Below are 22167 nucleotides of genomic sequence, written 5' to 3'. Positions count from 1 at the left end.
GCTCCGCGATTGTGCCGACGCCAGTCTAGTGAGCGACCGCCCGGATCGGCTATGTTCAGAACGCCGCCTTTTTTGATCGCGCGTCCAGACCGAAGAGAAAGTGATCGCATGCCATTGATCGGCGAGCCAGTCGATGCCGTCTCTGAAGTCCTCGAACTCGTGCGGATGCATGCCGAGCTCGTGTGCGCCAACGACTTCAGGGCGCCTTGGGCCTTCAGCTTCCGCAAACCCGTTTCGCATTTCCACATTGTCGAGAGCGGGAGTGCTTGGCTCCTCGTTGACGGGAAGACAAGCCCTCTCCGAATACGCAGCGGCGACGTGATCTTTCTTCCCCTTGGCGCCGGCCATATCCTTGCGAGCGAGGCGAAGCTTAAGCCTGTTCCGATCGAGACGTTGATTCCCTGCTATCAGGGAACGATCTATCGGCAACCGGGGTATGGCCGGCAGACTCACATCGTCTGTGGGCAATTCACCTTCGGTGGCGTGCTGGCGCCGCGCGCTCGAATGGCTGCGACTGACCTCTCATTTTATGATCGAGGAGACAAGGCACCCCCGTCCAGGTTCGGCAATGGTGGTGACGCGGCTGTTGCATCTTTTGTTTGCTCAGTCAGTACGGGAGCAGGCCGCTGGTCGGCCCTCGAAGCTCGGCTGGATGAGCGGTCTGATCGACCCACAGATCGGGCGCGCGCTGTCGGCAATTCACACCGATCCAGCACGGCGTTGGTCGGTGGCTGATCTCGCCGGGATCGCGCGCCTGTCGCGGTCCGCGTTTGCGGAGCGTTTCGTCGAACTGGTCGGCGTGTCGCCGCTGCGCTACGTCACGGTGTGGCGCCTTGATCTCGCGGCAGATCATCTGCGCTCCGGCTCAGCTAGCATCAGCCAGATCGCGCATCAAGTGGGCTATGGATCGGAAGCGGCGCTGACGCGCGCGTTCAAGGCACGCTTCAAAGCCACGCCCGCTCAGTTCCGACGCCGTCGCAATTCAGTTCTTCGCCGGTGATCGGAGCGAGCCGGTGGTTGTCATAGGGCAAGCCCGAGAGAAATAGCACTGGCCAACTCCAAATCAACTTGACCAATATCGCTGGCTCCAAGCGATCCGCACAAAGGATAGCAGAAATGTCGTCAGAGGATGGGTTCGGCTGAGCCGAACCCCGAAGGACGGCACCGCCGCTCTCAGTCCGCGAAACAGGTCCCGAAACGCCAGCGGGAGCCGCGCGGACAGGGACGCATCGGCCGCGACCCGGCCGGGCATTCGTTCCTGATGCGCGGGCTGCCCCAGCCATCGACGACGCAGGCACCTTGCGATGTCGCATGGCAACCGGGACCGCAGCCGTCGGCGGCATGGGCGGCATCCCCGACGATCAGCGCGCCGGCGGCGAACAGGAGAAGGCAAATCTTTCGCATGTTTTTTCCACCTGGTTGGTCCGGCCGAAATTGTCGACCCGCGTCGAGAGCACGCAAGTCCGGGGACTGTCCGCCCGTTCAAGTCCAGCGGCATCAAGCCGCCATCCGCTCCCAGGCGATGTTGTGCGCCTTCAGCACGCGCCGCGCCTGGGCCAGCGCCGCGCGGGCTTCGCCGAGCGACAGCGTGCCATTGATGACACGGCAGATCTTCAGCAGCCTGGCGCGCACGTCCGCCGGCAATTCGTGCGGGATCATGTCCTCCCATTTCAGCCAGCCGCCCCGGACGTAGAGCTGCAGCAACGCGCGGTTGGCGGTCTCGTCGTCGGAGCCGAGCAGGTCGAGCAATTCGTGCACGCTCTTGTCCTTCACGGCCTGGCCCGGATCCCTGCGCGCCGCCTCGATCTCCTCCCAACGGGACTTCAGGCGCGCCACTTCGTCCCGCTCCGCGCCGACGCGCTCCAGGTAACGCGCCGCGCGCCGCCGCAGGCGTTCGCCACGCCAGCGCGCCAGGAAATTCGAACCCGATAGCTCGTCGGCCTGCTCCGAGAGGCGCTGGCTGTAGCGCGAGAGCTCGTCGATCTCCTCATCGCGCCGCGTCATGCGGCTTGCGAATTCCTCCGGCGTGAGCTCGGCAAGCCGCACTGCTTCCCGTCGTTCGGCCTCGCGTGCGGACCAGCGCCTCGCCGCTGCGACCATGGCGCGGACCGGCCGCCGCAGCAGCAGCACCGCAATGATGAAGGCGAGGCCCCATCCGAGCTCGGCCACTACGGAATGGCGCGCGGGCTGGTCCGCCGGTTGCGCTGGCTGCGCCACTTGCGCCGTCACTTTCGGGGCCGTGCTCTGCGGCTGCGCGGAAACTTGCGGCACGGAAGCCGGTGGCGTTGCGGGCGCTAAGTGTGGTGCCGGCGACAGTTGCGGCGCGTGGGAGGCCTGCGGCGCCGAAGGCGGTTGCGGCGCCGGTGCCAATGGCGGTGAAAGTGGACCCGCCTGGGAGGGATGCGCCGGCCTGGCCGGCAGGATCGGCTGCACCGCGTCCGCATGGAGCGCCGCGCAATTGCTGCTCGCCCAATCGGTGTTCACACCGCCGCGCAGGGTGCATGGCGGCAAATTCGGCGCGGCGACCTCGATGCGCGGCGGCGGGCTGACGACCACCTTGCGCACGACATGGGGCGGTGGAACCACGATGGCCTCGTGGCGGAAGGGAGGCGGGCAATCGTCCGGCCCGTCCTCCTCCCAAGGGCCGTGCGGCGCGCCGACATATACGTACCTGGTCATCGCCGCATCCTTGCAAGACCGCCAACGTCGCCTGGATGAACTGGCGCGCGCTCCGGCCGGTTCCGGTCATGGGGGCAAATTTTGCGGCCCCGCCGGAAACAGGCCGTGCGAGCCTGAAATGCAGTCATCGAATATAGGACGAAACAGCTTCCGCCAAGGTTCGATCGTCAATACCTGAAGCACTGTGCCAATCCGGACACGATTGGCCGCAATGCAGGGTGGGCGAGCGGCCCGGCCCGCGCGCCGGTCGAGCTCAAGCGGGCGCCGGCTGCCACGCGACCCGATGCATGTTCAGCATCTGTCGCGCCTGCGCCAGCGCGGCCCGGGCCTCGTCCAGGGCCAGCGTGCGGTTGATGGTTCGGCAGATCTTCACGAGCTTGTCGCGCAGCTCGACGGGCACGTCTTGCGGGAGCAGCTCCTCCCATTTCAACCAGCCGCCGCGCGCGTAGAGCTGGCGCAGTGCACGCGTGGCGGTCTCGTCGTCCGAGCCGAGCTCGTCGAGCAGCGCGTTGACCTTCCCATCGCTCACCAGCGCGGCACTCGGTGACGTCGGCACGGGCCCGCGCGCGGGCGCTCCTGCCGGCACCATGCCGACCGGGTCGGCAACGGCGGCAACCGCGGGGCGCGCTGCAATCCGCAGATGACGTCCACGCGCCGCCCATTGGCGGACCAGGGCCAAGGCACGCGTCAGCGGGCGTCGCGCCCAACCAAGCGCAAACACTGCTCCGAGCACCAGGGCGACACCCCATCCCAGCTCGGCAACCACGTGAGACGGCGCAGCGTCGTTCGCGGCCTGCACGGTGAGCGACACGAACTGAAGATTGGCGCTGGGAAGCTGGCCGGCCGATGGCAGCGCGGCTCGCGTCGGCTCCTCATGAAGCGCTGCGCATTTGTTGCTCAGCCAGTCGATGCCGATGCCCGCACGTGGCGCGCATCGCTTGGTGGGATGCACCGCGCAGGAATTGCCGGACCACTTGGTGTTGACCCCGCCGTGCGGCGCGCATGACGGCAGGCCGATCGTGGCACGTGGCGGTGGGCCGCCGGTATCGGCTGGCAGACTCGCTGCCGGCAAGCGGACGTTCAGATGCCTCGACATCGTCGCACCCCGGACACTTCCGTGTTGCCGGGTGAGCCGGCCCGCGCTAGGTGCCGGTTCGTGCGGCAACAGCTACACGCCCCCGCCGGTATTTTGCGACAACAACGCGATGCGCGTCCATAGCCTTCTCGATTTCCGCCTGCCTTGCGACAGCGATTGGCGCGCGGCCGCGCGAGACATACCGGCTCACCGCACGCCGGAATTGCAGACGCAGCATCGACACGCTGCCGTCCCCAAGTTTATTGCCGCCATCCGTCCGAACCGGCACGCGGATTGCAGCGCAACATGCGGCCCACCTCGGGCTGGAATTCGGCAGGTGAATGCAATGCCCTACTTCAATTTCGATCTCGTGACCGATGAGAGGCTGGACTGCCAGGGCGGCATGATTCTCGAGGATACCGATGGCGCCATCGACAAGGCCAACAGCCTTGCAAGCGAGCTTTCCATCGCCCGTCCCGAGCTGCTGGCGAAGGGATACGCCGTGCGCGTCACCGACGAAAAGAGCCGGGAGCTGTATCGCAAGCAGGTCGCGCCCTGAAGGCTCGCGGCTCAGCGCCGCCCGGTCGATGCCAGCAGCGCTTCACGCTCCGGCGGGGGCATCGCGAGCACGCGGCGGCGGGCGACGAAGCGCAGGAGGGCAAAGCCCAGCAGGAAGACGATCGCCTTGCTGACGATGCCGAAGACCGGCATGACCAGCGCCCATGTCGCGATGTCGAAGCTCGTGGCGACGACGGCATTCACCAGCGCGGAAACGAACATCAGGCCGGCCCATAGCAGGCCCACGATGGCGGCAATGTCGGGCACCACCTGCTGCGCAATGGCCGGCAGATAGCGGTTGAGCCAGCCCGGCTTGAGCATCACGATGCCGACGATCAGATAGATCACGCTCGGCTTGAACAGCACGAAGCGCGGGTCATCGGTGAGCAGCGTCGCCATGCCGGCGGCGACGACCAGAAACAGGCTCAACCACTCCATCGTCGCGATCGGCCTGCCGCGCGCGAGTTGGAGGCCGATCTGCGTCAGGCCCATGGCGATGCCGAGGCCGATCGCCAGATAAGTGTTGTGGGTGAGCAGGAAGACGCCGACGAACAGGATCGTCGATCCCAGGTCGAGCAGCAGGAACTTCACGCCGTTCAGAAAATCTCGCATCGGATGCCGAACTCCCGCGCCTGCTCCCTGTCGTTTCGCCCATCGAGAGGCCGCGATCCAGGGTAGCGGCGCCTGCGAGCTGTGCCAGATCGCCCAGCTTCGGCGCGCATCGATTTCCGGAATCGACCAGCCGAATCGTCCGCACCGAGGAAACGGCGGGAGCGCTCCTGGTGGCATACGGCCGGAGTATAGCGGCTGGGGCATGGCTGCCTTCGCCTCCTGCCCCTTTTCAGCCTCTATTTTGGCATGTTAATTGACAAAATCTTTGCCTTGGCGCCCAATTTACGGCCACCCCGCGTTGAAAGCGTGATGCAGTGCCGGTTGCTTCGGGTCCTGCGCGGACGCGCCACATCCGGCGACCGCGCCTTCGAAATCCATTCATTGTTGCTGGGGTATCCGATGATCCCGATCGCACGACACATTCCGCCCTCGACCGGCATCTCCCGCATCGGCAGCCAGCCGATCGCGCTGGCTGCGGCCACGCTCCTGCTGATTCTGGCTGGTGGGGGCATTGCGCTCTGGCGCGCCCATACCGGGTCGGTGCCCGAGAGTGATCGCGTGGTTGCCACGCGGCAATTGCAGGCGCGCGCCACGCAGGCCTCGGAGCAGCTCGTAGAGAACACCAAGGGCCTGGCTGCCACCCAGCAGGAATCGATCGACCAGCTCCAGATGGTCCAGGACCAGTTGCAGACCATGCGCCGCATGCTCGCCGCGCAGCAGTCCGACGCCAAGCGCCTGTCGGATCAGGTTTCCGGCCTCACGGAAGCCGTCGAGGGTCTACGGCAGTCCTTTGCCAGCGTGCAGCCGTCGGAAGTGGCCAGCTCGCCAGCGGCGCGCAATCACGCGGTGCGCAGCCGAGCGCACGCGCACAGCCATCAAACCGCGCAGCCTAAGTCACGCAAATCAAGGGGCTAGCCAAGTCCCCGCAGTTCCCCGGATTGACCCATAGGCCGCGTCGCCGGAAATTTCCGGTGCGATTTGTGAAATGGATCACATTTGCCGGGGCAATTCCCGGGCATTCTAAAGGTCACCGGAAGGCGTCAGCCGATTTCAATTTCCGGGGCTGGCAAGGTCGTTGGCGGCATACTGCGCCGACGACCTTGTTATTTTTACCCTCATTTTTTTATTCCCTCGGGCCGGCTGTTGTTATTTGCCGTACCTCACGGGCTTCTGACTCGCGATTCCATCGCATTTGTTCCGTGAATTCCCCGTGATTTTACGGATCGCTGCGAAGAGCAAAGCCGATGTCGCCGAGGTCGAAGCGCCGAAGGCCGCGCTCGAGGCCAACTACAAGGCGGCGGAGTTCAAGATCTATCCGGAAGCACCACACGGCTTCCAGCCGAGCCGCGCTTGCCGCCATGGCCCGGCTCCCGTCTCACTCGCAGACCTGAGTGGCGCGCAGCCGCCATCCGTAGCGGGTATGGACGCGCTGGCGCACGACGTAACAGCCGTTATAACCGCCATCCTCGTTCCCATAATAGGACTGGTCGTAATACGGGTAGGAGTCGTCGTAGTAGTCCCCGTAGTCGTAGGGATAAAAGCCGAGGCCGACGGCAACTCCCGGGAAGAAGCCGTGGTGATGATGGAAGCCATGAAAGCCCCCACCATGGAACGCCACGCCGCCACCATGGAAGGCCGGCCCGCCACCGTGGAAGGCCGGGCCGACGCCGCCCGCAAACGCCGGAACGCCGCCACCATGGAAGCCTCCGCCGCCATGGAACCCACCGAAGCCGCCACCGCCATGAAAGCCGCCACCACCGAAGCCGCCGCCGCCGTGGAAACCCCCACCGCCGAAGCCGCCGCCTCGCGCCGACGCTGCGGTGGGAGCAAGCGCGCCGACGGCAGACGCCGCCAGCAGCGCAATCATCGTTTTGCGTAACATCATCAATTCTCTCCGCTTCCGATCGCCGCCTCCTGCTCCTCGTTCGGGACGATCCGACGGTATATCTAGGTCGGCAGTCCGGCCGCCGCTCGACAAATTCGGCTCACGTCTGCGCGACGGCATCCGCAGCCGCCATCACGTGGCGCTGGCCGCGCCCAGGAAGCACGGAGATCTGCTGAATAGCGGGAGGGCGACTAACCCGGCGCTGCAGCCTGGTTCAGCGGGGGAGCGGCATCCTGCGGGCCGATCTCGGTCTCGCGGGTGCGGTCCTCGAACATGCTGACGAAGAGATGGGAGTCGTCCTCCGCGCCGCCGATCTGGAGTCGACGCACCGCGACCGTACGCCGGCCGCGCCGCGGATTGTCCATCGTGTCGATGATCGGCCTGGGCTGCTGCCCTTGCGCCAGCATCTGGCGATCGCGGCGCTCGATCAGTTCGGCAGTCGCGGGCGCAAACAGTTCGCGGGCGGTCTTGCCGACGATTTCGGCGCGCGACATGCCGATCATTTCCTCGGCAGCCCGGTTGACGAAAACGTAGCGAAGGTTGCGCGCGTCCTTGGCGATGATGCCTTCGGGAATGTTCTCGATCAACGTCGCCAGGAAGCGTTCGGTTCGTTTCAGGATGCGCTGCCGCTGGCGTTCTTCGGTGATGTCCTCATGCATCGCGCCCCAGGATCCGCCATCGATCGGGGTCTCCTGAATGCGGATGATCCGCTGGTCGCGCAACGTGACCTCGACCGTGGTTGGCTCGCGCTTGCTGATGCGCTTCACGATCGCGGCAGCATGCTCGGCGGCGTCGCCGGCGAATTGTCCGCTGTCGACGCCATGCTGCAGCACTTCCTGGAGCGAAGACCCCGCCTTGATGGTCTCGGGCAGCCAATACATCTTCCGATAGCGCTCATTGATCGCGATCACCGTGGCCTTGGAGTCGAGCATGATCATGCCCGCCGGCATGCAGTCGATCGCGGCGGTCAGTTGCCACTTGGTCTCGAAGTACTTGTCGGAGAAGCGGCCGAGATCCGCCAGCGCCGTGTCACGCTGTTCCGTGACGGCGAGCTCGATCTGCTTCAGCTCGAAGGTGCGGGCGACGGCGTCGCGAAAACTCTGCATCGCGGTGGCGAGCTGCCCGATCTCGTCGCCGCGGTAAGCATAGGGAATCTCGCGGTCGATTTCGCCGCGGGTGATCCGATGCGAGGTCTCTATGATGTGCGAAAGCGGCGCGATCACGGAATGGCGGACGATGTAGAGGTTGCCTCCGGCAAACAGCAGCAAGACCAGCCCGAGCAGGAACAAATATCCGTTTGCGGACTGTCCTAATCCCCGCAACACGGCGGCCTCCTCCGCGCGCTCATGGTAGTTCCTGGCCAATTCCTCGAGATCGAGATTGAGCTGGGTTCGGAGCGCACGGTTCGGTTCGTTGTCGCCCCAGGCGCGCGCCGACGCCGGGCCGATTTCGGTTCCCCGGCGCGCCAGCTCCTTGCGAAAATCGATGAATTGCAGGATCCGCTCCTTGAACGGCGGAAACTGCCCGTTGCCGCTCATCGCCTCCTCGAGCTCGGCGGTCGCCTCCGCAAGCTCGTGGTTGCGCCGCAACAGCTCGTCGGCGAAATGCTTCACCGTGGTCCGGTCGGTCGACATGTAGATGCCGCGCGATTCCATCACGATGGCGTAGATGAGCGCGTTCACGCGCCCGATCTGGATCGCGGCCGTCCCCGAGCTTGCCGCAAGCTGCCGATAGCCGCCCTGCAGCCGCGCCGACTGCACCGACATGATCAGGACGCAGGCGGTGATCGCGACCGACAGCGCGACGATGCCGTAGAGCTTCTCGGCGAGGCTGAGCTCGTCGACCCAATCGAGAAACATCCTGACCGGCCACTTGGTCCGTAGGTTCTCCGTGATCTTCCGACGTTCGGCATGGGGCGCGGCAGCCTGCATCAAACCTGCTCTTTCCGGGCGTGAAGAAGGTGTCTAGCTGCCGCGCGGCTATCACCGCCTTAATGCCGGCGTCCGTACTACTACAGACGTGCTTGACCGGAAGGATCGTTACTGCTCGGCTTTCTCCGCGGGCCACGACGAAGGACGTACAGCCGATGCGCAAACTGATCGAGTTCGACGAGGACACCTTCGCCAAGCTGAAGCAGCTCGCGCGCGACCGAATGGCGACGTTCCAGGAGCTCGCCGACGAGGCCTTCGCCGATCTCATGAAGAAGCACGGAATCCCGGTCGACCTGAAGGCCGCGCTGCGCAAGAGCGCGGCCCTCGAGAAGGAAGGAAAGAAAGCGGACTCGGCGCGCAAGTCCGGCGCGCGTCGAAGCCTCAGCCGATCTTCCTCAGGCCATTCCTGAAGCGCGGGCCGTTGCGCCTGTAGGACTGCACGGGATATTTCGCCTCCTCGGCCTGGTCGGGATCGAGGGTGCGGATCACGCGCGCCGGCGCGCCGATGATGAGCGAATTGGCGGGAAACTCCTTTCCCTCGGTGACGACCGAACCGGCGCCGACGATGCTGCCACGGCCGATCTTCGCACCGTTCATCACGATCGATCCCATCCCGACCAGCGCATCGTCCTCGATGGTGCAGCCATGCAAAATGACGTCGTGGCCGACCGTGCAGTTCTTTCCGACCATGAGCGGAAAGCCGAGATCGGTATGGCAGGTGCAGTTGTCCTGCACGTTGGACCCTTCCCCGATCTCGATCCATTCGTTGTCGCCGCGCAGCACCGCGCCGAACCAGACGCTCGCCATGCTCCCCAGGCGAACCTTGCCGATCACGGCCGCGGTGTCGGCGATGAAGTATTGGCCGTCGTCGGGAAGTTCGGGCGCCAGCCCGTCGAGTTCGTAGATCGCCATCGAGATCTCCTGTTCACCGGCGACCTTGGCATGGCGGAACGAAGCATTTCAAGCCGGCCCGCGACCAAGGGCGGCGGCGTGAACCTCAGGCCAGAAAACCGGCGGCGCGCAGCGTCATCAGGAAGAAGGTGCCGGACATCAGGCTCCAGAAGCCGGCAATCACCGTTGCGATCATCACGAATTCGAAACGGCGCCGCTCGAGCTGCACGCCGCGCAGCGTATTGCGCATGATGATGAAAGGCGCGGCGAACACCAGGAACGGGACGGCCGCGAAACGGTGCGGCGTAATTCCCTCCTGCAACAGCCCGAAGCCGGCGGGCCGCCGCGCAAAGGCCTGGAAACCGCTCGTCAGGGCGCCGGCCAACGCGAAACCGAGGCAGAGGGAGAACAGGGAATTCAGCGCATCGGGCGACATTGGCGAACTTCCGCAACCTGAACTGACCGCCCTCCTCCTTTGGCAAAATCCCACTCTCCGCGCCAGATCATCCCTAAGAAAGGGTTAATCGGCCGAACGGAACCTCGTGAGGGGCGGCGATGGCCGACGAAAATCCTCCGCGAAAACGTGGCATATTCGGCGCTGATTCGGCGTGCATGCCGGACGCCGTTCTCCGGCCATGGGTGCCCGTTCATGACGATGTTCTCGCCTCATTCCCGCGCGCGAGACTGGACCCGCCGTGGCCACGTCCTCCCGATCCTGATCGCAACCGCGTTGACGGCCGGAGCCATCGCGCTCGTGCTCTATCTGTTGTGGCCGACCTGGGGCGTGAACGGATCGAGCCTGCCGGAGCGGCTGCCGGTGAGCGTCGGCGGGACGCTGTTCAACGCGCCGACCGCCGCGATCCGCGTGAAGATCCAGCGACACTCCGGTGCGCAGGAGCGGATCGATCTCGATTTCAGCTTTCCTTCGCTCGAGCCGGCGGAAGCGCCCGGCGAAGGGCTGAAGGAAGCGCCGCGGCATGCGAACGCTGAGCTGGCCGGCGAAGCGACGCCGCCGATCGATCGCATCTTCCTGTCGATCGCGGCGAATGCCGGTGCGCCGGCGCCGGGCATGCTCGTGAGCAGCATCTATCCGCGCTATCTCGCGCTCAATGAGGTGCCCGTCACGGACGGCCTGAGCATGCGCGCGTTTCGCGACGGGACGCCCTATGGCGGCGAGGATCTGTTCCACGCCGCCACGCCCGAGTTCACCGCGCGCTGCTCGCGCGATGCCGCCACGCCCGGCATGTGCCTGAGCCAGCGCCGCATCGACGGCGCCGACCTCACCTTCCGTTTTCCGCGGGGCTGGCTCACGCAATGGCGCGACGTCGCCGGCGCGATCCAGCGGCTGACGCTTGAGCTGCACGGCGCGCGGTGAGCGGGCCCGTGCCGCCGCTCAATCCGCATAGCTGTCGATGACGGCGTCCGCGATCGCCCGCTTGGTGATAATGCCGACGACATCATCGATGCGCGGCCGCGCCGTGCCGCGGAACGCCACCGCGGCGCCTGCGCGATGGCGCTTCAGCCTGGCGAAGACGAGGCTCAAGAGGTCCTGCTCGCGACAGATCACGAGCCGGCGCTCGACATAATGCTCGACCAGGACATCTGGATTGCTGCGCGATTCCAGCCACAGCCCGGAGCGCGGCGGGATCAGCCCCACGACGCGCCCGTCCCGCTCGACCACGATGGCACGCAGGTCATCGGTATCCTCGTCGCGCATGGCCTGCTGCAAGGTCGTCCCGGCCTTCGCGATGATGAAACGGCGCTCCATGATGTCCTGCGCCTGCTTCACCAGATAGAGGTTGATGTGGCGCTCCTTGGGGATGCGGTGGCCGCGGTGGCGCAGCTTGATGGTGTAGATGGTCTCGCCGATCAGCGCGCGCCGGACGCCCGCGGCGAGTGCGACCGCGACGATCACGGGAACGATGATCGCGTAGTCGCGCGTCATCTCGAACACCATGACGATCGCCGTCATGACCCCGCCGGTGCCGGCGCCGACGACGGCCGCCATGCCGATGATCGCGGCCGACGGCAGGCTCAGGCTGGCATGCGGCAGCAGCGCCCCGAACGCCGCGGCAAAGGCTGCGCCGAGCGTCGCACCGAGATAGAGCGAGGGTGAAAAAATGCCGCCGGAGGCGCCGCTGCCGAGGCTGACCGTGGTGGCGACCATTTTCAGCACGAACAACAGCGCGAGCAGCCCCGCCGCGGTCATCTTCTGGTCCAGGATCGACTGGATCACCGAATAGCCGACGCCATCGACATAGGAATGGCCGAAAGCATGGGTGAGCGCCACCATCATCACGCCGATGATGGCCATCCCGACGATGTTCTGGATGTAGTCGCCACCCGGCAGCTTCGGAAAGCCGTCCTCCATGAACACGAGCAGGCGGATGAACGCCCATGCGGCGAGGCCACAGAGCAGGCCGAGCAGCACGAAGCCGATCACCTCTCCGACCGCCAGCGATCCGGCCAGCGAGAATTGCACGTCGGGCACTGCGAAGGCGGGATCAGGCCCGATCAGCAGCCGACCGATGGTCGTCGCCGCGCCGGTCGCCACGACGACGGGAAGGAAGGTGCGGTTGGAGACTTCCGGCAGCAGGATCTCCAGCGCGAACAACACCCCGCCCAGCGGCGTGTTGAAGGTCGCGGCGATGCCGGCGCCTGCGCCGGCCGACAACAGCGTGATCTTCTGCGACGTCGACAAGCCGATGAGCTGGGCGAAGGCGGAGCCGAGCGCCGAGCCGATCTGGATGATCGGACCTTCGCGTCCCACCGCAGCGCCACTGCCGATCGAGAGCGCCGAGGCCAGCGCTTTCACCAGTGCGACCTTGCCGCGGATATTGCCATGCTTGTAGAAGATCGCGTCCATCACCTCCGGCACGCCGTGGCCCTTGGCTTCGGGCGCGAAGCGCTTGACGATGAACACGACGATCAGGCCGCCGATGATCGGCGAGAGCAGGACAAAATCGCCGAACCGGCTCGGCCCCTCGCTGACATTCGCATCGTAGAGCAAGCTCAGCCGGCCGTTGTAGAAGGCGTTGTGAACGAAGGCGATCAGCGCGCGGAAGGCGACTGCGCCGAGGCCCGTCATCACCCCGATGACGAGCGCGAGGCCGCACAGGGTCAGCAGGCTGACCCGCTTCTCCTCATGGATCGGCTTCGGGTTGCTGGCAATGACGGCGCGGCTGTCTTCGGAAGCAAGGACGGCGGGCATTCGGATACACGATGTTGCGAAACGACTGAGGCTACGCATACACGAACGGGCCGCCGTGAACAGCGGTTCCTGCCTTCGCGACGGTGCGCGGCCAAAAACTAGGCAGCCGGACGCGCGAGCAACGGCCAGTGATAATCGGGGAGCGGCAGGGCGTCGGCGATCTCCCTTCCGATCGCAAGCTTGGCCAGGCCCGGCACCGCAAACGTCCTGATGACGAGATTGCGGAAAGCCAGGCCGGCCCGCGTTTTCGGCGCGAACGCGCCGGCAAAGCGCTCGGCGCCGCGCTGCTTGGCGCTGATATAGCCGCGCAGCCGCGCCTCGTATCGCGCAAAGGCTCGGGCATGATCGCTTTCCGCGGCGGCGAGCTCGCCGGCCAGCACATACGCCGAAATCATCGCCAGTGCCGATCCCTGCCCCGCCAACAGCGACACGCAGAAAGCGGCATCGCCCACCAGCGCGACACGGCCGCGCGACCAGCCCGGCATCCTGATCTGGCTGACGCTGTCGAAATAGAGCTCATCGGTGCGCTCCAGTTCGGAGAGGATTTTCGGGCAGTCCCATTTTCCGGCACCATAGGCCGCTTGCAGCATCGCCTTCTGGCGATCGAGAGTCGTCGGCACGGCAGCGCGGTCGGCGACGAGCACGAACAGCAGCAGGGTACGGTCGTCGCGCAACGTGAACCGTCCGATCATCCGGCCGGGCTGGCCATACATCACGTACACGTCCTCATCGCGCGGACGAAAGCCGGCAACCTCGCAGGCGGCGACGACGTAACCGAGATATGTCTCGAATTGCGGCTGCGGTCCGAACGCCAGCCTGCGCACCGCCGAATGCAGGCCGTCGGCGCCGATCACGCAATCGAACCGGCGTTCGCCCGCATGCTTCAATTGAACGCGGACGCCATCGCCCTCCTCCGCCAGCGCGACGATCTCGTCACCGAAAACGGTTTCGGCGCGTCCTTTCACCCGCTCGAACAGCAGCCGGGACAGCTCGCTCCGGGGCAGCGTCACAAAACGACCGTCGGTCAGCTCGGAGAAGACTCTGGTGCCAAAGCCGGCGCGGCGCCGGCCGGCGTCGTCCACGATGCGCAACTCCTGCACGTGATAGCCGACGCGGTTGATTTCCGCGATCAGGCCCATGCGCTCGGCAATGTCGTAGCCAAGCCCCCAGAAGTCGATGACATAGCCGCCGCTCCGCAGGCCCGGCGCCCTTTCGACGAGCGTCGGTTCGAACCCGGCGGCCTTCAGCCAGAACGCCAGCGTTGGTCCCGCAATTCCTGCCCCCGCAATCAAGACGGTTCTCATCCAGGTGAGGTAGAACCGGTCCGACGCATCTTGAAGGCGCGTGCAACAAGTCGTGAAGGCGGAAATCGGCCATCCGCCGATTTCCCGTGAGCCGTTCGCTTCGGGCACGGCCGATCCGGCCTCACTCGACGAGGTCGTCTTCCAGGATCGCCATCTGGAACTGGAACGAGCGGTCATCGTCCTCGTCATCGACGAACAAGACGCCGATGAACTCCTCACCGATATAGACCTCGGCCGAATCGTCCTTCTTCGGCCGCGGCACCACGCGGATCTTGGGATTGCCGAACACGCGTTTGAGATAGGCGTCGAGCTTCCTGACTTCCTGAACGTCCACGGCAGTCTCCAGTCGGATTTGGGTTGGGCGGGTTTTAGGACGGGAGCGCGCGAAGAGCTAGTGTCCCGTCTCACATGTCCCGTGTCACATATGCGGCAAAGCCGTGACCTGACGCCCGCCTGGCGAGATTATCAGCAACGAGGTGCAACAAGAAAGATTTTTCGATGTGGCATCATGTAACGGATTCGGAGGATTCGCGTCATTCCCTCCACGGGGCATTCAAGAGAAGCCCCAAACCAAACCACTTGAATCAATGTTTTGCTAGAGGCCGATGGCGCTGATCATCTGATCCATGGTGCGCGACGGCTCGGCGCATCCCGCCTCGCCGACGATCTTGGCAGGCACACCCGCAACCGTCACATTGTTGGGCACGGGCTTCACGACGACGGAGCCTGCCGCGATGCGCGCGCAATGGCCGATCTCGATATTGCCGAGAATCTTCGCGCCGGCGCCGATCATGACGCCATGGCGAATCTTCGGATGCCGGTCCTCGTTCTCCTTGCCGGTGCCGCCGAGCGTGACGCCGTGCAGGATCGAGACGTCGTCGTCGATGACGGCGGTCTCGCCGCAGACGAAGCCGGTGGCATGATCGAGGAAGATGCCGCGACCAATGCGTGCCGCCGGATTGATGTCGGTCTGGAACACCGCGGAGGAGCGGCTCTGCAAGTAGAAGGCGAAATCCCTGCGGCCCTTCTGGAGGAGCCAATGCGCCAGACGATGCGTCTGCAAGGCGTGGAAACCCTTGAAATAGAGCAAGGGATCGATGAAGCGCAAGGTCGCGGGATCGCGGTCATAGACGGCGACGAGATCGGCGCGGAACGCGTTGCCGATGTCCGGCTCGTCGCGCAGCGCCTCGTCATAGGTCTGCCGGATCAGGTCTCCCGACAGCGCCGAATGATCGAGGCGTTCGGCGAGCCGGTGCACCACCGAATCCTCCAGGCGATCATGATGCAGCACCATCGAATAGATGAAGGTGGCGAGCTCCGGCTCGCGGCGGACGATGTCCTCGGCCTCGCTGCGGACGCGGTCCCAGATCGGGTCGAGGGCGGCGAGCTTGCCGCCCTGCGGATGGGCCTGATGAATTGCCATGGGATGCTCCCGCCAACTCGATTGTCATTCCTTGTACCACGGCGACGGCCAAAGAGTCCCGTCGGCCTGCGGTAACGGTGAACGTTCGCTTTCCGCTCAAGGTTCGCGCCGCCAGAAGGTGGGCCACTGCACCGGGAAGTCAAGATAGTGGCGGCCCTTCATGAAAACATGTCATGGTCTGCGCGACAGAAACTCATTCACGCCGGTCTTGTAGACCTTGTCGCCGACCGCACGCATGTGATCGCGGTTGGGAATGTCGAGCACCTCGGAGTCCGGGATGATGTTGCCCAGCGCCGCTGCGGAGCCCGCGACCTCATCGGTCGTGCCGACGGCGATCAGCACCGGCACGCTGATCGCCGCGGCGTCTTCCATGCTCATCGGGTCGCGCGAACCGCGCAGGCACGCCGCGAGCGCCTTGCGGTCGGAACGGGTCTGATCGGCGAAGGCACGGAAGGTGCGTCCCACCGGATCGGTGACATCTTCCAGCGCGGGCGCTTCGAGCGCCGCGGCCACGTTCTCGCCGGGGACCTTGCCATCGATCATCGCCATCCCGATGCCCCCCAGGATCGCCGAGCGCACGCGCGTGGGCTCGTTGCGCCCGAGCCAGGCCGTCATGCGCGCCCCCAGCGAATAGCCCATGACATCGGCGCGACCGATGTCCAGATGGTCCATCAGCGCGATGACGTCGCCGGCCATGGCCGGAATGGAATATTGTGCGGGATCGTACAGCTTCTCCGAATCGCCATGACCGCGGTTGTCTAGCGCGACGACGCGGCGTCCGTTCCTGCGCAATTCGGAGACCCAGGTCGGATACACCCAGTTCACGTTCTTGCTCGAGGCAAAGCCGTGCACCAGGAGGATGGGATCGCCCTCGCCTTCGTCGAGAAAGGCGATTTCAACAGCGCCGTTGTTGAAGCTCGGCATCGGTCGGTCCGTTGTTGTGTGAGAAGAATCGGCGAAGAAGAATCGGCGAACAGGATCTGCCGTGGAATCTAACCCGCGAGGCCCGCTGCCGCCACCATCGGCGCAGCCGCCGCTGCCGCCTGCCTTTGCAGGCGGCGACGCCTCTTGTGATCGCACCAGGCCTGGGTCGCGCGCTCGGTGGTTGCCTTGATCGAGCACAACAGGCCGAACAGGGTGAGAAGCGCGCTGAACACCCACAGCGTCAGATCGAATGCGCCGGTCACGAGCAAGAGCGCGCCGCGGCCGAGCAGCTTCATGATCGCACGCGTCTTGCCGCCCGATTTCTCCGCCAGCCGGGCGGCGCGCTCCACATCCTTCGGGCCTTCCGCGATCTTCAGCGTGTCGAGCGCGCCGCGGGTGCCGGCTCGTTCGGTGACGCGTCCCACGTCCTTGGCGAGCCGGACGAGACCGCCGGCCTTCTCGGCGCGGAACGCGGCCGCAATCGCGCTCGGCCGCGCCGAGCCCGAGGCGACCGCCTTCTCCAGCGCCGGCGTATCGACGATGTCGCGCGCAGAACGGCCGGCGAATTCCACCAGCCCCTCGCTCAACCGGCCGACCCTTCGCGCATCCTTCACCAGCGTCAGGCCCGCGCGTACGGGCGCCGCGCCGCCGGCGGAGACATAGGTCGCAGCCGTCACGGCAAGCCCCGCGGCGGCGAGGCCGAGGATCACGCGATCGGTCTGCTCGCCCATCGCCAGGTGCTTGCCCTCGCGCACCACGTCGCGGATGTCACCGAACACGAACAGATCGCCGGCGACGGTGCCCGACAGGCTGGCGCCGTCCTCGACATTGCCGGTCACGAGCCCCGAGGCGAAGCGCTTCATCATGTGCGCCGACGAGCCCTCCTCGGCGACGGCGTCGGCCACCCGGTGCGCCTGCTCGTCGGCCACCGGGACGCCCTTCTCCCGCGCCAGCGCCACGAAGCTGTTGGCGAGATCGGCATCGCCCGCCCTCAGCGCGGCATCGATGTTCTGGGCGACCACGGCACCGTTGTTGCGCAGCATCGCGCTGGTTTCGAGCTCCGAAAGCTGCGCCGGATCATCCTGTGCGGAGAGCACGGCACCCGCCTCGCGTGCGCGCGGCCACACCGCCGCGCAGAGCGCTGCAGAAATCGCGATTCCCACCAGGGCCGGGCTGATCCGTCGCCGCTTCACGTGCAAATCCTGACCTTTGCTCCAGCTTACATCGTCCTTGAAAATAGTGTGCCGAAATTGCGACACAACGGCCCCGACGAAAGAAGGGCTTCTCTGGCACGACAAGATTGTGTCGAATTTGGCTGTGCAGAATGGGCGGCGCAGCCCGTAGGAATCAACTTCATCCGCCGGTATGGTGCGCGGCCCTCTCGACGGCAGCGCATCGTGTTGATTGCGTCCGCTTACATTGCCACCCAAGGTGAATATGATGGCCGATAACGTCGTTCCGCACTTCCACAATGATGCTGGCGTGCCCGTCATCGAGATCGGCTCGCAGGAATTCATGTGCGTGGGTGCCAATCCGCCGTTCGATCACCCGCACGTGTTTCTCGATCTCGGTAACGACAAAGAGATCATCTGCCCGTATTGCTCGACGCTCTACCGCTTCGCCGACGATCTCGGCGCCGGCGAGGCAAGACCGCCCGAATGCGTGCTGAAGGACGTCGCCTGACCTGAGCTCGAGAGACTTCCGGCCGTGGCGTCGTCGCGTACCATTTTCGTCGCGGGCGCCGGGATCGGCGGCTTGACGGCGTCGCTGGCGCTGGCGGCCAAGGGTTTTCGCGTGGTGGTGCTGGAGAAGTCCGAGCGGCTGGAGGAAGCCGGCGCGGGCTTGCAGCTCTCGCCCAATGCCAGCCGGGTGCTGGTCGACCTCGGCCTTGCCGAGCGGCTGCGCAGCCGCGCCGTGGTGCCGGAGGCCATCAGCATCTCCAGCGCGCGTGCCGGCGGCGAGATCGCCCGCGTGCCATTGGGCGCCGACACACTCGACGCCGGCGCGCCCTATTGGGTGATCCATCGCGCCGATCTGCAGGCGGCGCTGCGGGGCGCGGTCGACGACCATCCCGACATCGAGCTGCGGCTCGGCTGCCAGTTCGAGGATACCGTGGCCCATGCCAAGGGACTGACGGTGGTCCAGCGTCGCGGCGACCTGCGGCAGCAGGAGGTGGCGCTCGCGCTGATCGGCGCAGACGGCATCTGGTCGGCCGTGCGTCACCAGATGTTTCCCAAGGTGCAACCGCAATTCTCCGGGCTGATCGCCTGGCGCGGCATGCTCAACGCCACGCAATTGCCGCGCGAATACACCTCGCGGCGGGTGCAGCTCTGGATGGGACCGGGCGCGCATCTGGTCGCCTATCCCGTATCCGGCGCACGCCAGATCAATGTCGTCGCCATCGTGCCCGGTATCTGGAACCGGCCGGGCTGGAACTCGCCCGGCGACGGCATCGAGCTGAAGGGAACCTTCGACGCCCGGCGCTGGCCCGGCCCGGCGCGGATGATGATCAGCGCCGTCGACCATTGGCGCCGATGGGCCCTGTTCACGGTGCCGGAAGGCGGCGAATGGGCCAGCGGCGCGATCGCCCTGCTCGGCGACGCCGCCCATGCGATGCTGCCATTCGCGGCCCAGGGCGCCGGCATGGCGATCGAGGATGCGGCCGTGCTCGCCAAGGTCCTGAGCGAAAGCCCGATGCCGGGCGCCGCGAACGTCGCAACCGCGTTGCGACGCTATGCCAGGCTGCGCCGCCCGCGCGTGCTCCAGGTGCAGCAGGCGGCACGCGGACGCGGCCGCATCTATCATCTCACCGGGCCGTTGGCGCTGGCGCGCGACCTCACCATCCGCGCCATGGGGCCGAGGCGCATGCTGGCGCAACAGGACTGGATCTATCGCTGGCAGGCGTGAGCGCGACGCGCTCAGTCGGCCGCGCTGTCGGATCTGGCGCGGCTGGTGGGCTTGGCGCTCACGGGCTTCGGGCTCGGCGATCTGGCCCTCGCCTTGGCAAGGGCGGCCTTGGTGTCGGCGGGACCCGGGCCGGCAACGGGCGCGGGTGCCGATTCCCGGCAGTTGTTGCGGCGCCAGGCTTCATCGGCGAAATGCTTCTGGCCGCGGATGGAGATGTAGTCGTTGCGATAGGCGAGCTCCGACACCACGGGGCCCGCGAAACCGGTGTCGGCCTTCGCCATCAGCCCCTGCAGCTCGGCCTCGCGGTTGTCGAGGCTCTTGCGCTCCCCTTCGAGCTGCTTGCAATCATAGAGCTCATATTTGGCGGGGTCAGCAAACGCCACCGTCATGCTGTCGCCCATGTCGGCGCAGCCGGCGAGGAGCGATGCCAGCAACAGGAGCGCCGCGGCAAGGCGTGCGCAGGTTCTGGGTTTGGAAGCGCCGGCGATCATCAGGCGTTGATAAATCCATAAGGTTGACGTTCGCTAAAGCAGGCGGTCTTGTCCGGATTGAGGCTGGCCGCAGCAGCACCGCCCCAACCTCATCCGGAAGCTTGGAAAGCCATCTAACTCACTGATTTTTCATACGAATATAGATGTCGCAGGAATCGAGGCCGAAGTTGCGCGCATCGTGCCGGTTTTGCAGGCAAAGTCGTGCCCGTTCAAATATTGGGTAGAGCGCGATCAGGATTCGCCCTAAGAGCAAGCCGCGTGCCCTGGCGCGCAACGCGGACGTGGCGGAACTGGTAGACGCAAGGGACTTAAAATCCCTCGATGGCAACGTCGTGTGGGTTCGAGTCCCACCGCCCGCACCATGGTTCAGCCTGCATTTCGATGTCGGTTGCGCTGCCGCCGAACGTCGGACCGTTGATTCATTTTGTCGCGACCGTCGTCCGAAGCTGCGGCCATTGTCATGTCGGGCGGGCGGATATGGCGTCATATCCGGGCCTAGATTGAGAGGATCACCCGAGTGACCGCGACCGCTGCCGACTATCTTTGGTTCGCCGAGCGCTACCCTGATCTCGCTGACGCGTTCTGCCTGACGCTGGTGCGGGATCTGGCACCTGCCGAGGTGCTGCGCCGGATGGGGACGAGGGAAACGACACGTCTGACGGGCGTCGCGGACGTGTGCCGCCACTACTACGCGTCGGAGGCGCCGCGGGGCCACCCGCCGCTGCTGGTCGCCGCCACCATCATCGACGGCTGGACGCTTGCGGTCGAGCCCAACGGTTTTCAGGGTGTGACCGACGCGATCGTGACTTCACTGTCCCTCGGCACCAAGATGGTTTCGCTGTTCCGGAACGTGAATGCCGTGAGCCGCTTCTGCTGGGCGGAGGACGGCAAGGTCAGGTTGGGCTTCGAGCCGTTGTTTCCCACCTCGCGTGAGGGCAGCGATGCGAACGGGCTGGCCGAACTCATGCAACGGGTCGGCTTCGATCTCCGCGAGGGGCTGGACCGCGATTGGGAGCACCACATCGAGGCCGCGTTCGCATTGATGGAGCATGTGACCGGCGTCCGGTTGACGTCCGAGGATCTGGATTCGGCCAGCTATCTGTGCGGGACGGCGCCATGAAGTCCGGCGATCTCGCCCGTGTCGTGGTCGAGATCACCCAGCGGTCCGAGAACGTCACCTCGAGCATCATTCGGCGTCGGGATTGCCCCATTTGAACCATGGCGGATACGGCAGGCGCATCGTGGCTTCACGGACATGGCGATCACCTTCGATAGCACATCAACAAAATCGACAGCGCGCCGCGCACATTATATCCTGACAAATACAGCGATCGAAACTTGCTGGTTCCCGCTTCTCCTTGTCAGGTATCGTCCATGAGACTGCCCTTCCTCGCATCCCTTGCCCTCACCGCCGCTATCTTCGTCGGCTCCGCCACCCGTGTCGCCGCGGACGACGCCCTCGTGCTCTATGGCGCCGGCAGCCTGCGCGAGGCGATGACCGAGATGGCGTCCCTGTTCGAGAGGGCGCACGGCATCACAGTGCACGGCGAGTTCGGTGCGTCGGGGCGCATGCGCGAGCGCATCGAGGGCGGCGACAAGGTCGACCTGTTCACATCCGCGGACATCGGCCATGCGGTGAAGCTCGTCAAGGACGGGCGCGCCTCCGTCATGGCGATGTTCGCGCAGAATACGCTCTGCCTGCTGGCGCCAACACAGGCCGGCACCGCGGCGAGCCCGCTCGACGCGATGCTGAAGGACGGCGTGAAGATCGGCGTCTCGCCCGCCAGGATCGATCCGCTCGGCGACTACACCGTCGAGCTCTTCAAGGTCGCCGAGGGCTTGCGCAAAGGCAGCGGCGCGACGCTGCAGGCACGGGCCGTGACGATCGACAACCCGCCCGGCACGCCGCCGGCGAAGAGCGGCGATTACGTGCTCGACGCGTTGCGTGACGGCAAGATCGATCTCGCCATCGTCTATTGCTCCGGCCGCGCCCGCTTTGCCAGGCTCGATCCGTCGCTGACGATGCGCGAATTCCCGCCGGAGCTGAGCGTCGGCCCGCAATACGGCCTTGCCGTGCTCAAGGACGCGAAGCCGGCCGCCCTGCTGCTCGCGCTCACCATCCTCTCGCCGGAGGGACAGGCCGTGCTGGCAAAAGCCGACTTCAAGCCGATCGGCCTGCCGGCGGGGCAGTAGTAGGAGCAGCTCCTGCCCTCGCGCGGTAAGTCAGCTACCCCTTGCGTCCTAAGCTCAGCGCAACGTCTTCTTCGCCGTCATTC

24 protein-coding genes, 1 tRNA gene and 2 pseudogenes are annotated in these 22167 nt (G+C 65.6%); 12 read left to right on the top strand and 15 right to left on the bottom strand.

Features of this window, described 5'->3' with window-relative positions; translation table 11 throughout:
* Nucleotides 1–51: 51 nt before the first annotated feature.
* Both JOY90_RS40195 and JOY90_RS25245 read left to right on the top strand, forming a co-directional pair.
* Nucleotides 52–480 (top strand): annotated as a pseudogene (locus JOY90_RS40195) (cupin domain-containing protein); the annotation flags it as partial.
* On the top strand, nt 437–1000 hold the full coding sequence (locus JOY90_RS25245) for an AraC family transcriptional regulator (RefSeq protein WP_367276994.1): 564 nt from the start codon (nt 437–439) through the stop codon (nt 998–1000). The pseudogene JOY90_RS40195 and the gene JOY90_RS25245, both read left to right, overlap by 44 nt.
* A gap of 173 nt (nt 1001–1173) precedes the next feature.
* Here the strand turns inward: JOY90_RS25245 and JOY90_RS25240 are convergent, their stop codons facing one another.
* The 3 genes from JOY90_RS25240 to JOY90_RS25230 all read right to left on the bottom strand — a co-directional run bounded on the left by JOY90_RS25240 (nt 1174) and on the right by JOY90_RS25230 (nt 3775).
* Nucleotides 1174–1404, bottom strand: a complete 231-nt coding sequence (locus JOY90_RS25240) for a hypothetical protein (RefSeq protein ID WP_291693825.1) — start codon at nt 1402–1404, stop codon at nt 1174–1176.
* A 93-nt stretch (nt 1405–1497) separates the two neighbouring features.
* Nucleotides 1498–2679, bottom strand: coding sequence for a hypothetical protein (locus tag JOY90_RS25235; RefSeq protein ID WP_291693824.1), 1182 nt, complete (start codon nt 2677–2679; stop codon nt 1498–1500).
* Nucleotides 2680–2932: 253 nt separating this feature from the next.
* Nucleotides 2933–3775 (bottom strand): hypothetical protein, encoded by an 843-nt coding sequence (locus JOY90_RS25230; protein ID WP_291693823.1) that lies wholly within the window; start codon nt 3773–3775, stop codon nt 2933–2935.
* Nucleotides 3776–3884: 109 nt separating this feature from the next.
* Here JOY90_RS25230 and JOY90_RS25225 point away from each other — a divergent pair, with 109 nt between their 5' ends.
* Nucleotides 3885–4313, top strand: coding sequence for a hypothetical protein (locus JOY90_RS25225; RefSeq protein WP_291693822.1), 429 nt, complete (start codon nt 3885–3887; stop codon nt 4311–4313).
* A gap of 11 nt (nt 4314–4324) precedes the next feature.
* On the opposite strand, the gene JOY90_RS25220 is transcribed toward JOY90_RS25225, so the two are convergent.
* The gene (locus JOY90_RS25220) at nt 4325–4924 is read right to left on the bottom strand and encodes a septation protein IspZ (protein WP_291693821.1); all 600 of its coding nucleotides are present in this window, start codon (nt 4922–4924) and stop codon (nt 4325–4327) included.
* A gap of 399 nt (nt 4925–5323) precedes the next feature.
* On the opposite strand from JOY90_RS25220, the gene JOY90_RS25215 reads away from it, so the two are divergent.
* On the top strand, nt 5324–5839 hold the full coding sequence (locus JOY90_RS25215) for a hypothetical protein (RefSeq protein ID WP_291693836.1): 516 nt from the start codon (nt 5324–5326) through the stop codon (nt 5837–5839).
* 331 nt (nt 5840–6170) lie between these two features.
* Nucleotides 6171–6260 (top strand): annotated as a pseudogene (locus JOY90_RS25210) (dienelactone hydrolase family protein); the annotation flags it as partial.
* 39 nt (nt 6261–6299) lie between these two features.
* On the opposite strand, the gene JOY90_RS25205 reads toward JOY90_RS25210, so the two are convergent.
* Both JOY90_RS25205 and JOY90_RS25200 read right to left on the bottom strand, forming a co-directional pair.
* Nucleotides 6300–6809: a hypothetical protein gene (locus tag JOY90_RS25205; RefSeq protein ID WP_367276993.1), complete on the bottom strand. Its 510-nt coding sequence runs from the start codon at nt 6807–6809 to the stop codon at nt 6300–6302.
* 191 nt (nt 6810–7000) lie between these two features.
* Nucleotides 7001–8740 (bottom strand): PAS-domain containing protein, encoded by a 1740-nt coding sequence (locus JOY90_RS25200; RefSeq protein ID WP_291693820.1) that lies wholly within the window; start codon nt 8738–8740, stop codon nt 7001–7003.
* A gap of 155 nt (nt 8741–8895) precedes the next feature.
* On the opposite strand from JOY90_RS25200, the gene JOY90_RS25195 reads away from it, so the two are divergent.
* Nucleotides 8896–9150: a hypothetical protein gene (locus JOY90_RS25195; RefSeq protein ID WP_291693819.1), complete on the top strand. Its 255-nt coding sequence runs from the start codon at nt 8896–8898 to the stop codon at nt 9148–9150.
* Here JOY90_RS25195 and JOY90_RS25190 read toward each other — a convergent pair.
* Both JOY90_RS25190 and JOY90_RS25185 read right to left on the bottom strand, forming a co-directional pair.
* Nucleotides 9122–9652 carry a gamma carbonic anhydrase family protein gene (locus tag JOY90_RS25190; RefSeq protein ID WP_291693818.1) on the bottom strand — a complete coding sequence of 177 codons (531 nt, stop codon included), beginning with the start codon at nt 9650–9652 and terminating at the stop codon, nt 9122–9124. The two genes, JOY90_RS25195 and JOY90_RS25190, sit on opposite strands and share 29 nt — an antisense overlap.
* A gap of 85 nt (nt 9653–9737) precedes the next feature.
* Complete coding sequence (locus JOY90_RS25185; RefSeq protein WP_291693817.1) at nt 9738–10067, bottom strand: hypothetical protein; 330 nt, start codon at nt 10065–10067, stop codon at nt 9738–9740.
* 213 nt (nt 10068–10280) lie between these two features.
* Between JOY90_RS25185 and JOY90_RS25180 the strand changes: the two genes are divergently transcribed.
* Nucleotides 10281–11006 carry a hypothetical protein gene (locus JOY90_RS25180; protein WP_291693816.1) on the top strand — a complete coding sequence of 242 codons (726 nt, stop codon included), beginning with the start codon at nt 10281–10283 and terminating at the stop codon, nt 11004–11006.
* Between the two features lie 18 nt (nt 11007–11024).
* Here the strand turns inward: JOY90_RS25180 and JOY90_RS25175 are convergent, their stop codons facing one another.
* The 6 genes from JOY90_RS25175 to JOY90_RS25150 form a co-directional block, all read right to left on the bottom strand.
* Nucleotides 11025–12842: a chloride channel protein gene (locus JOY90_RS25175; RefSeq protein ID WP_291693815.1), complete on the bottom strand. Its 1818-nt coding sequence runs from the start codon at nt 12840–12842 to the stop codon at nt 11025–11027.
* A gap of 98 nt (nt 12843–12940) precedes the next feature.
* Nucleotides 12941–14146, bottom strand: a complete 1206-nt coding sequence (locus JOY90_RS25170; RefSeq protein WP_291693814.1) for an FAD-binding domain — start codon at nt 14144–14146, stop codon at nt 12941–12943.
* A gap of 121 nt (nt 14147–14267) precedes the next feature.
* The gene (locus tag JOY90_RS25165; protein WP_024510665.1) at nt 14268–14480 is read right to left on the bottom strand and encodes a DUF3126 family protein; all 213 of its coding nucleotides are present in this window, start codon (nt 14478–14480) and stop codon (nt 14268–14270) included.
* 261 nt (nt 14481–14741) lie between these two features.
* On the bottom strand, nt 14742–15569 hold the full coding sequence (cysE, locus tag JOY90_RS25160; protein WP_291693813.1) for a serine O-acetyltransferase: 828 nt from the start codon (nt 15567–15569) through the stop codon (nt 14742–14744).
* A gap of 171 nt (nt 15570–15740) precedes the next feature.
* Nucleotides 15741–16493 carry an alpha/beta hydrolase gene (locus tag JOY90_RS25155; RefSeq protein WP_291693812.1) on the bottom strand — a complete coding sequence of 251 codons (753 nt, stop codon included), beginning with the start codon at nt 16491–16493 and terminating at the stop codon, nt 15741–15743.
* 68 nt (nt 16494–16561) lie between these two features.
* Entirely contained in the window at nt 16562–17686 is a 1125-nt protein-coding gene (locus JOY90_RS25150; RefSeq protein WP_291693811.1) for a hypothetical protein, read from the bottom strand.
* Nucleotides 17687–17933: 247 nt separating this feature from the next.
* Here JOY90_RS25150 and JOY90_RS25145 point away from each other — a divergent pair, with 247 nt between their 5' ends.
* Both JOY90_RS25145 and JOY90_RS25140 read left to right on the top strand, forming a co-directional pair.
* Nucleotides 17934–18176 carry a zinc-finger domain-containing protein gene (locus JOY90_RS25145; protein ID WP_291693810.1) on the top strand — a complete coding sequence of 81 codons (243 nt, stop codon included), beginning with the start codon at nt 17934–17936 and terminating at the stop codon, nt 18174–18176.
* Nucleotides 18177–18200: 24 nt separating this feature from the next.
* Complete coding sequence (locus tag JOY90_RS25140) at nt 18201–19400, top strand: FAD-dependent monooxygenase (protein ID WP_291693809.1); 1200 nt, start codon at nt 18201–18203, stop codon at nt 19398–19400.
* Nucleotides 19401–19411: 11 nt separating this feature from the next.
* On the opposite strand, the gene JOY90_RS25135 is transcribed toward JOY90_RS25140, so the two are convergent.
* Nucleotides 19412–19891 (bottom strand): hypothetical protein, encoded by a 480-nt coding sequence (locus JOY90_RS25135; protein ID WP_291693808.1) that lies wholly within the window; start codon nt 19889–19891, stop codon nt 19412–19414.
* Between the two features lie 275 nt (nt 19892–20166).
* Between JOY90_RS25135 and JOY90_RS25130 the strand changes: the two genes are divergently transcribed.
* From JOY90_RS25130 to JOY90_RS25120, 3 genes are all read left to right on the top strand, one after another.
* Nucleotides 20167–20253, top strand: a tRNA-Leu gene (locus JOY90_RS25130).
* 155 nt (nt 20254–20408) lie between these two features.
* A complete protein-coding gene (locus JOY90_RS25125) occupies nt 20409–21011 on the top strand; it encodes a DUF6461 domain-containing protein (RefSeq protein WP_291693807.1) in 603 nt (200 codons plus the stop codon).
* Nucleotides 21012–21265: 254 nt separating this feature from the next.
* Complete coding sequence (locus tag JOY90_RS25120; protein WP_291693806.1) at nt 21266–22084, top strand: extracellular solute-binding protein; 819 nt, start codon at nt 21266–21268, stop codon at nt 22082–22084.
* Nucleotides 22085–22167 lie beyond the last annotated feature (83 nt).

Source organism: Bradyrhizobium sp. (genome assembly GCF_019242285.1).
Classification (GTDB): Bacteria; Pseudomonadota; Alphaproteobacteria; order Rhizobiales; family Xanthobacteraceae; genus Bradyrhizobium.
This window is presented reverse-complemented; position numbering and strand designations above follow the sequence as displayed.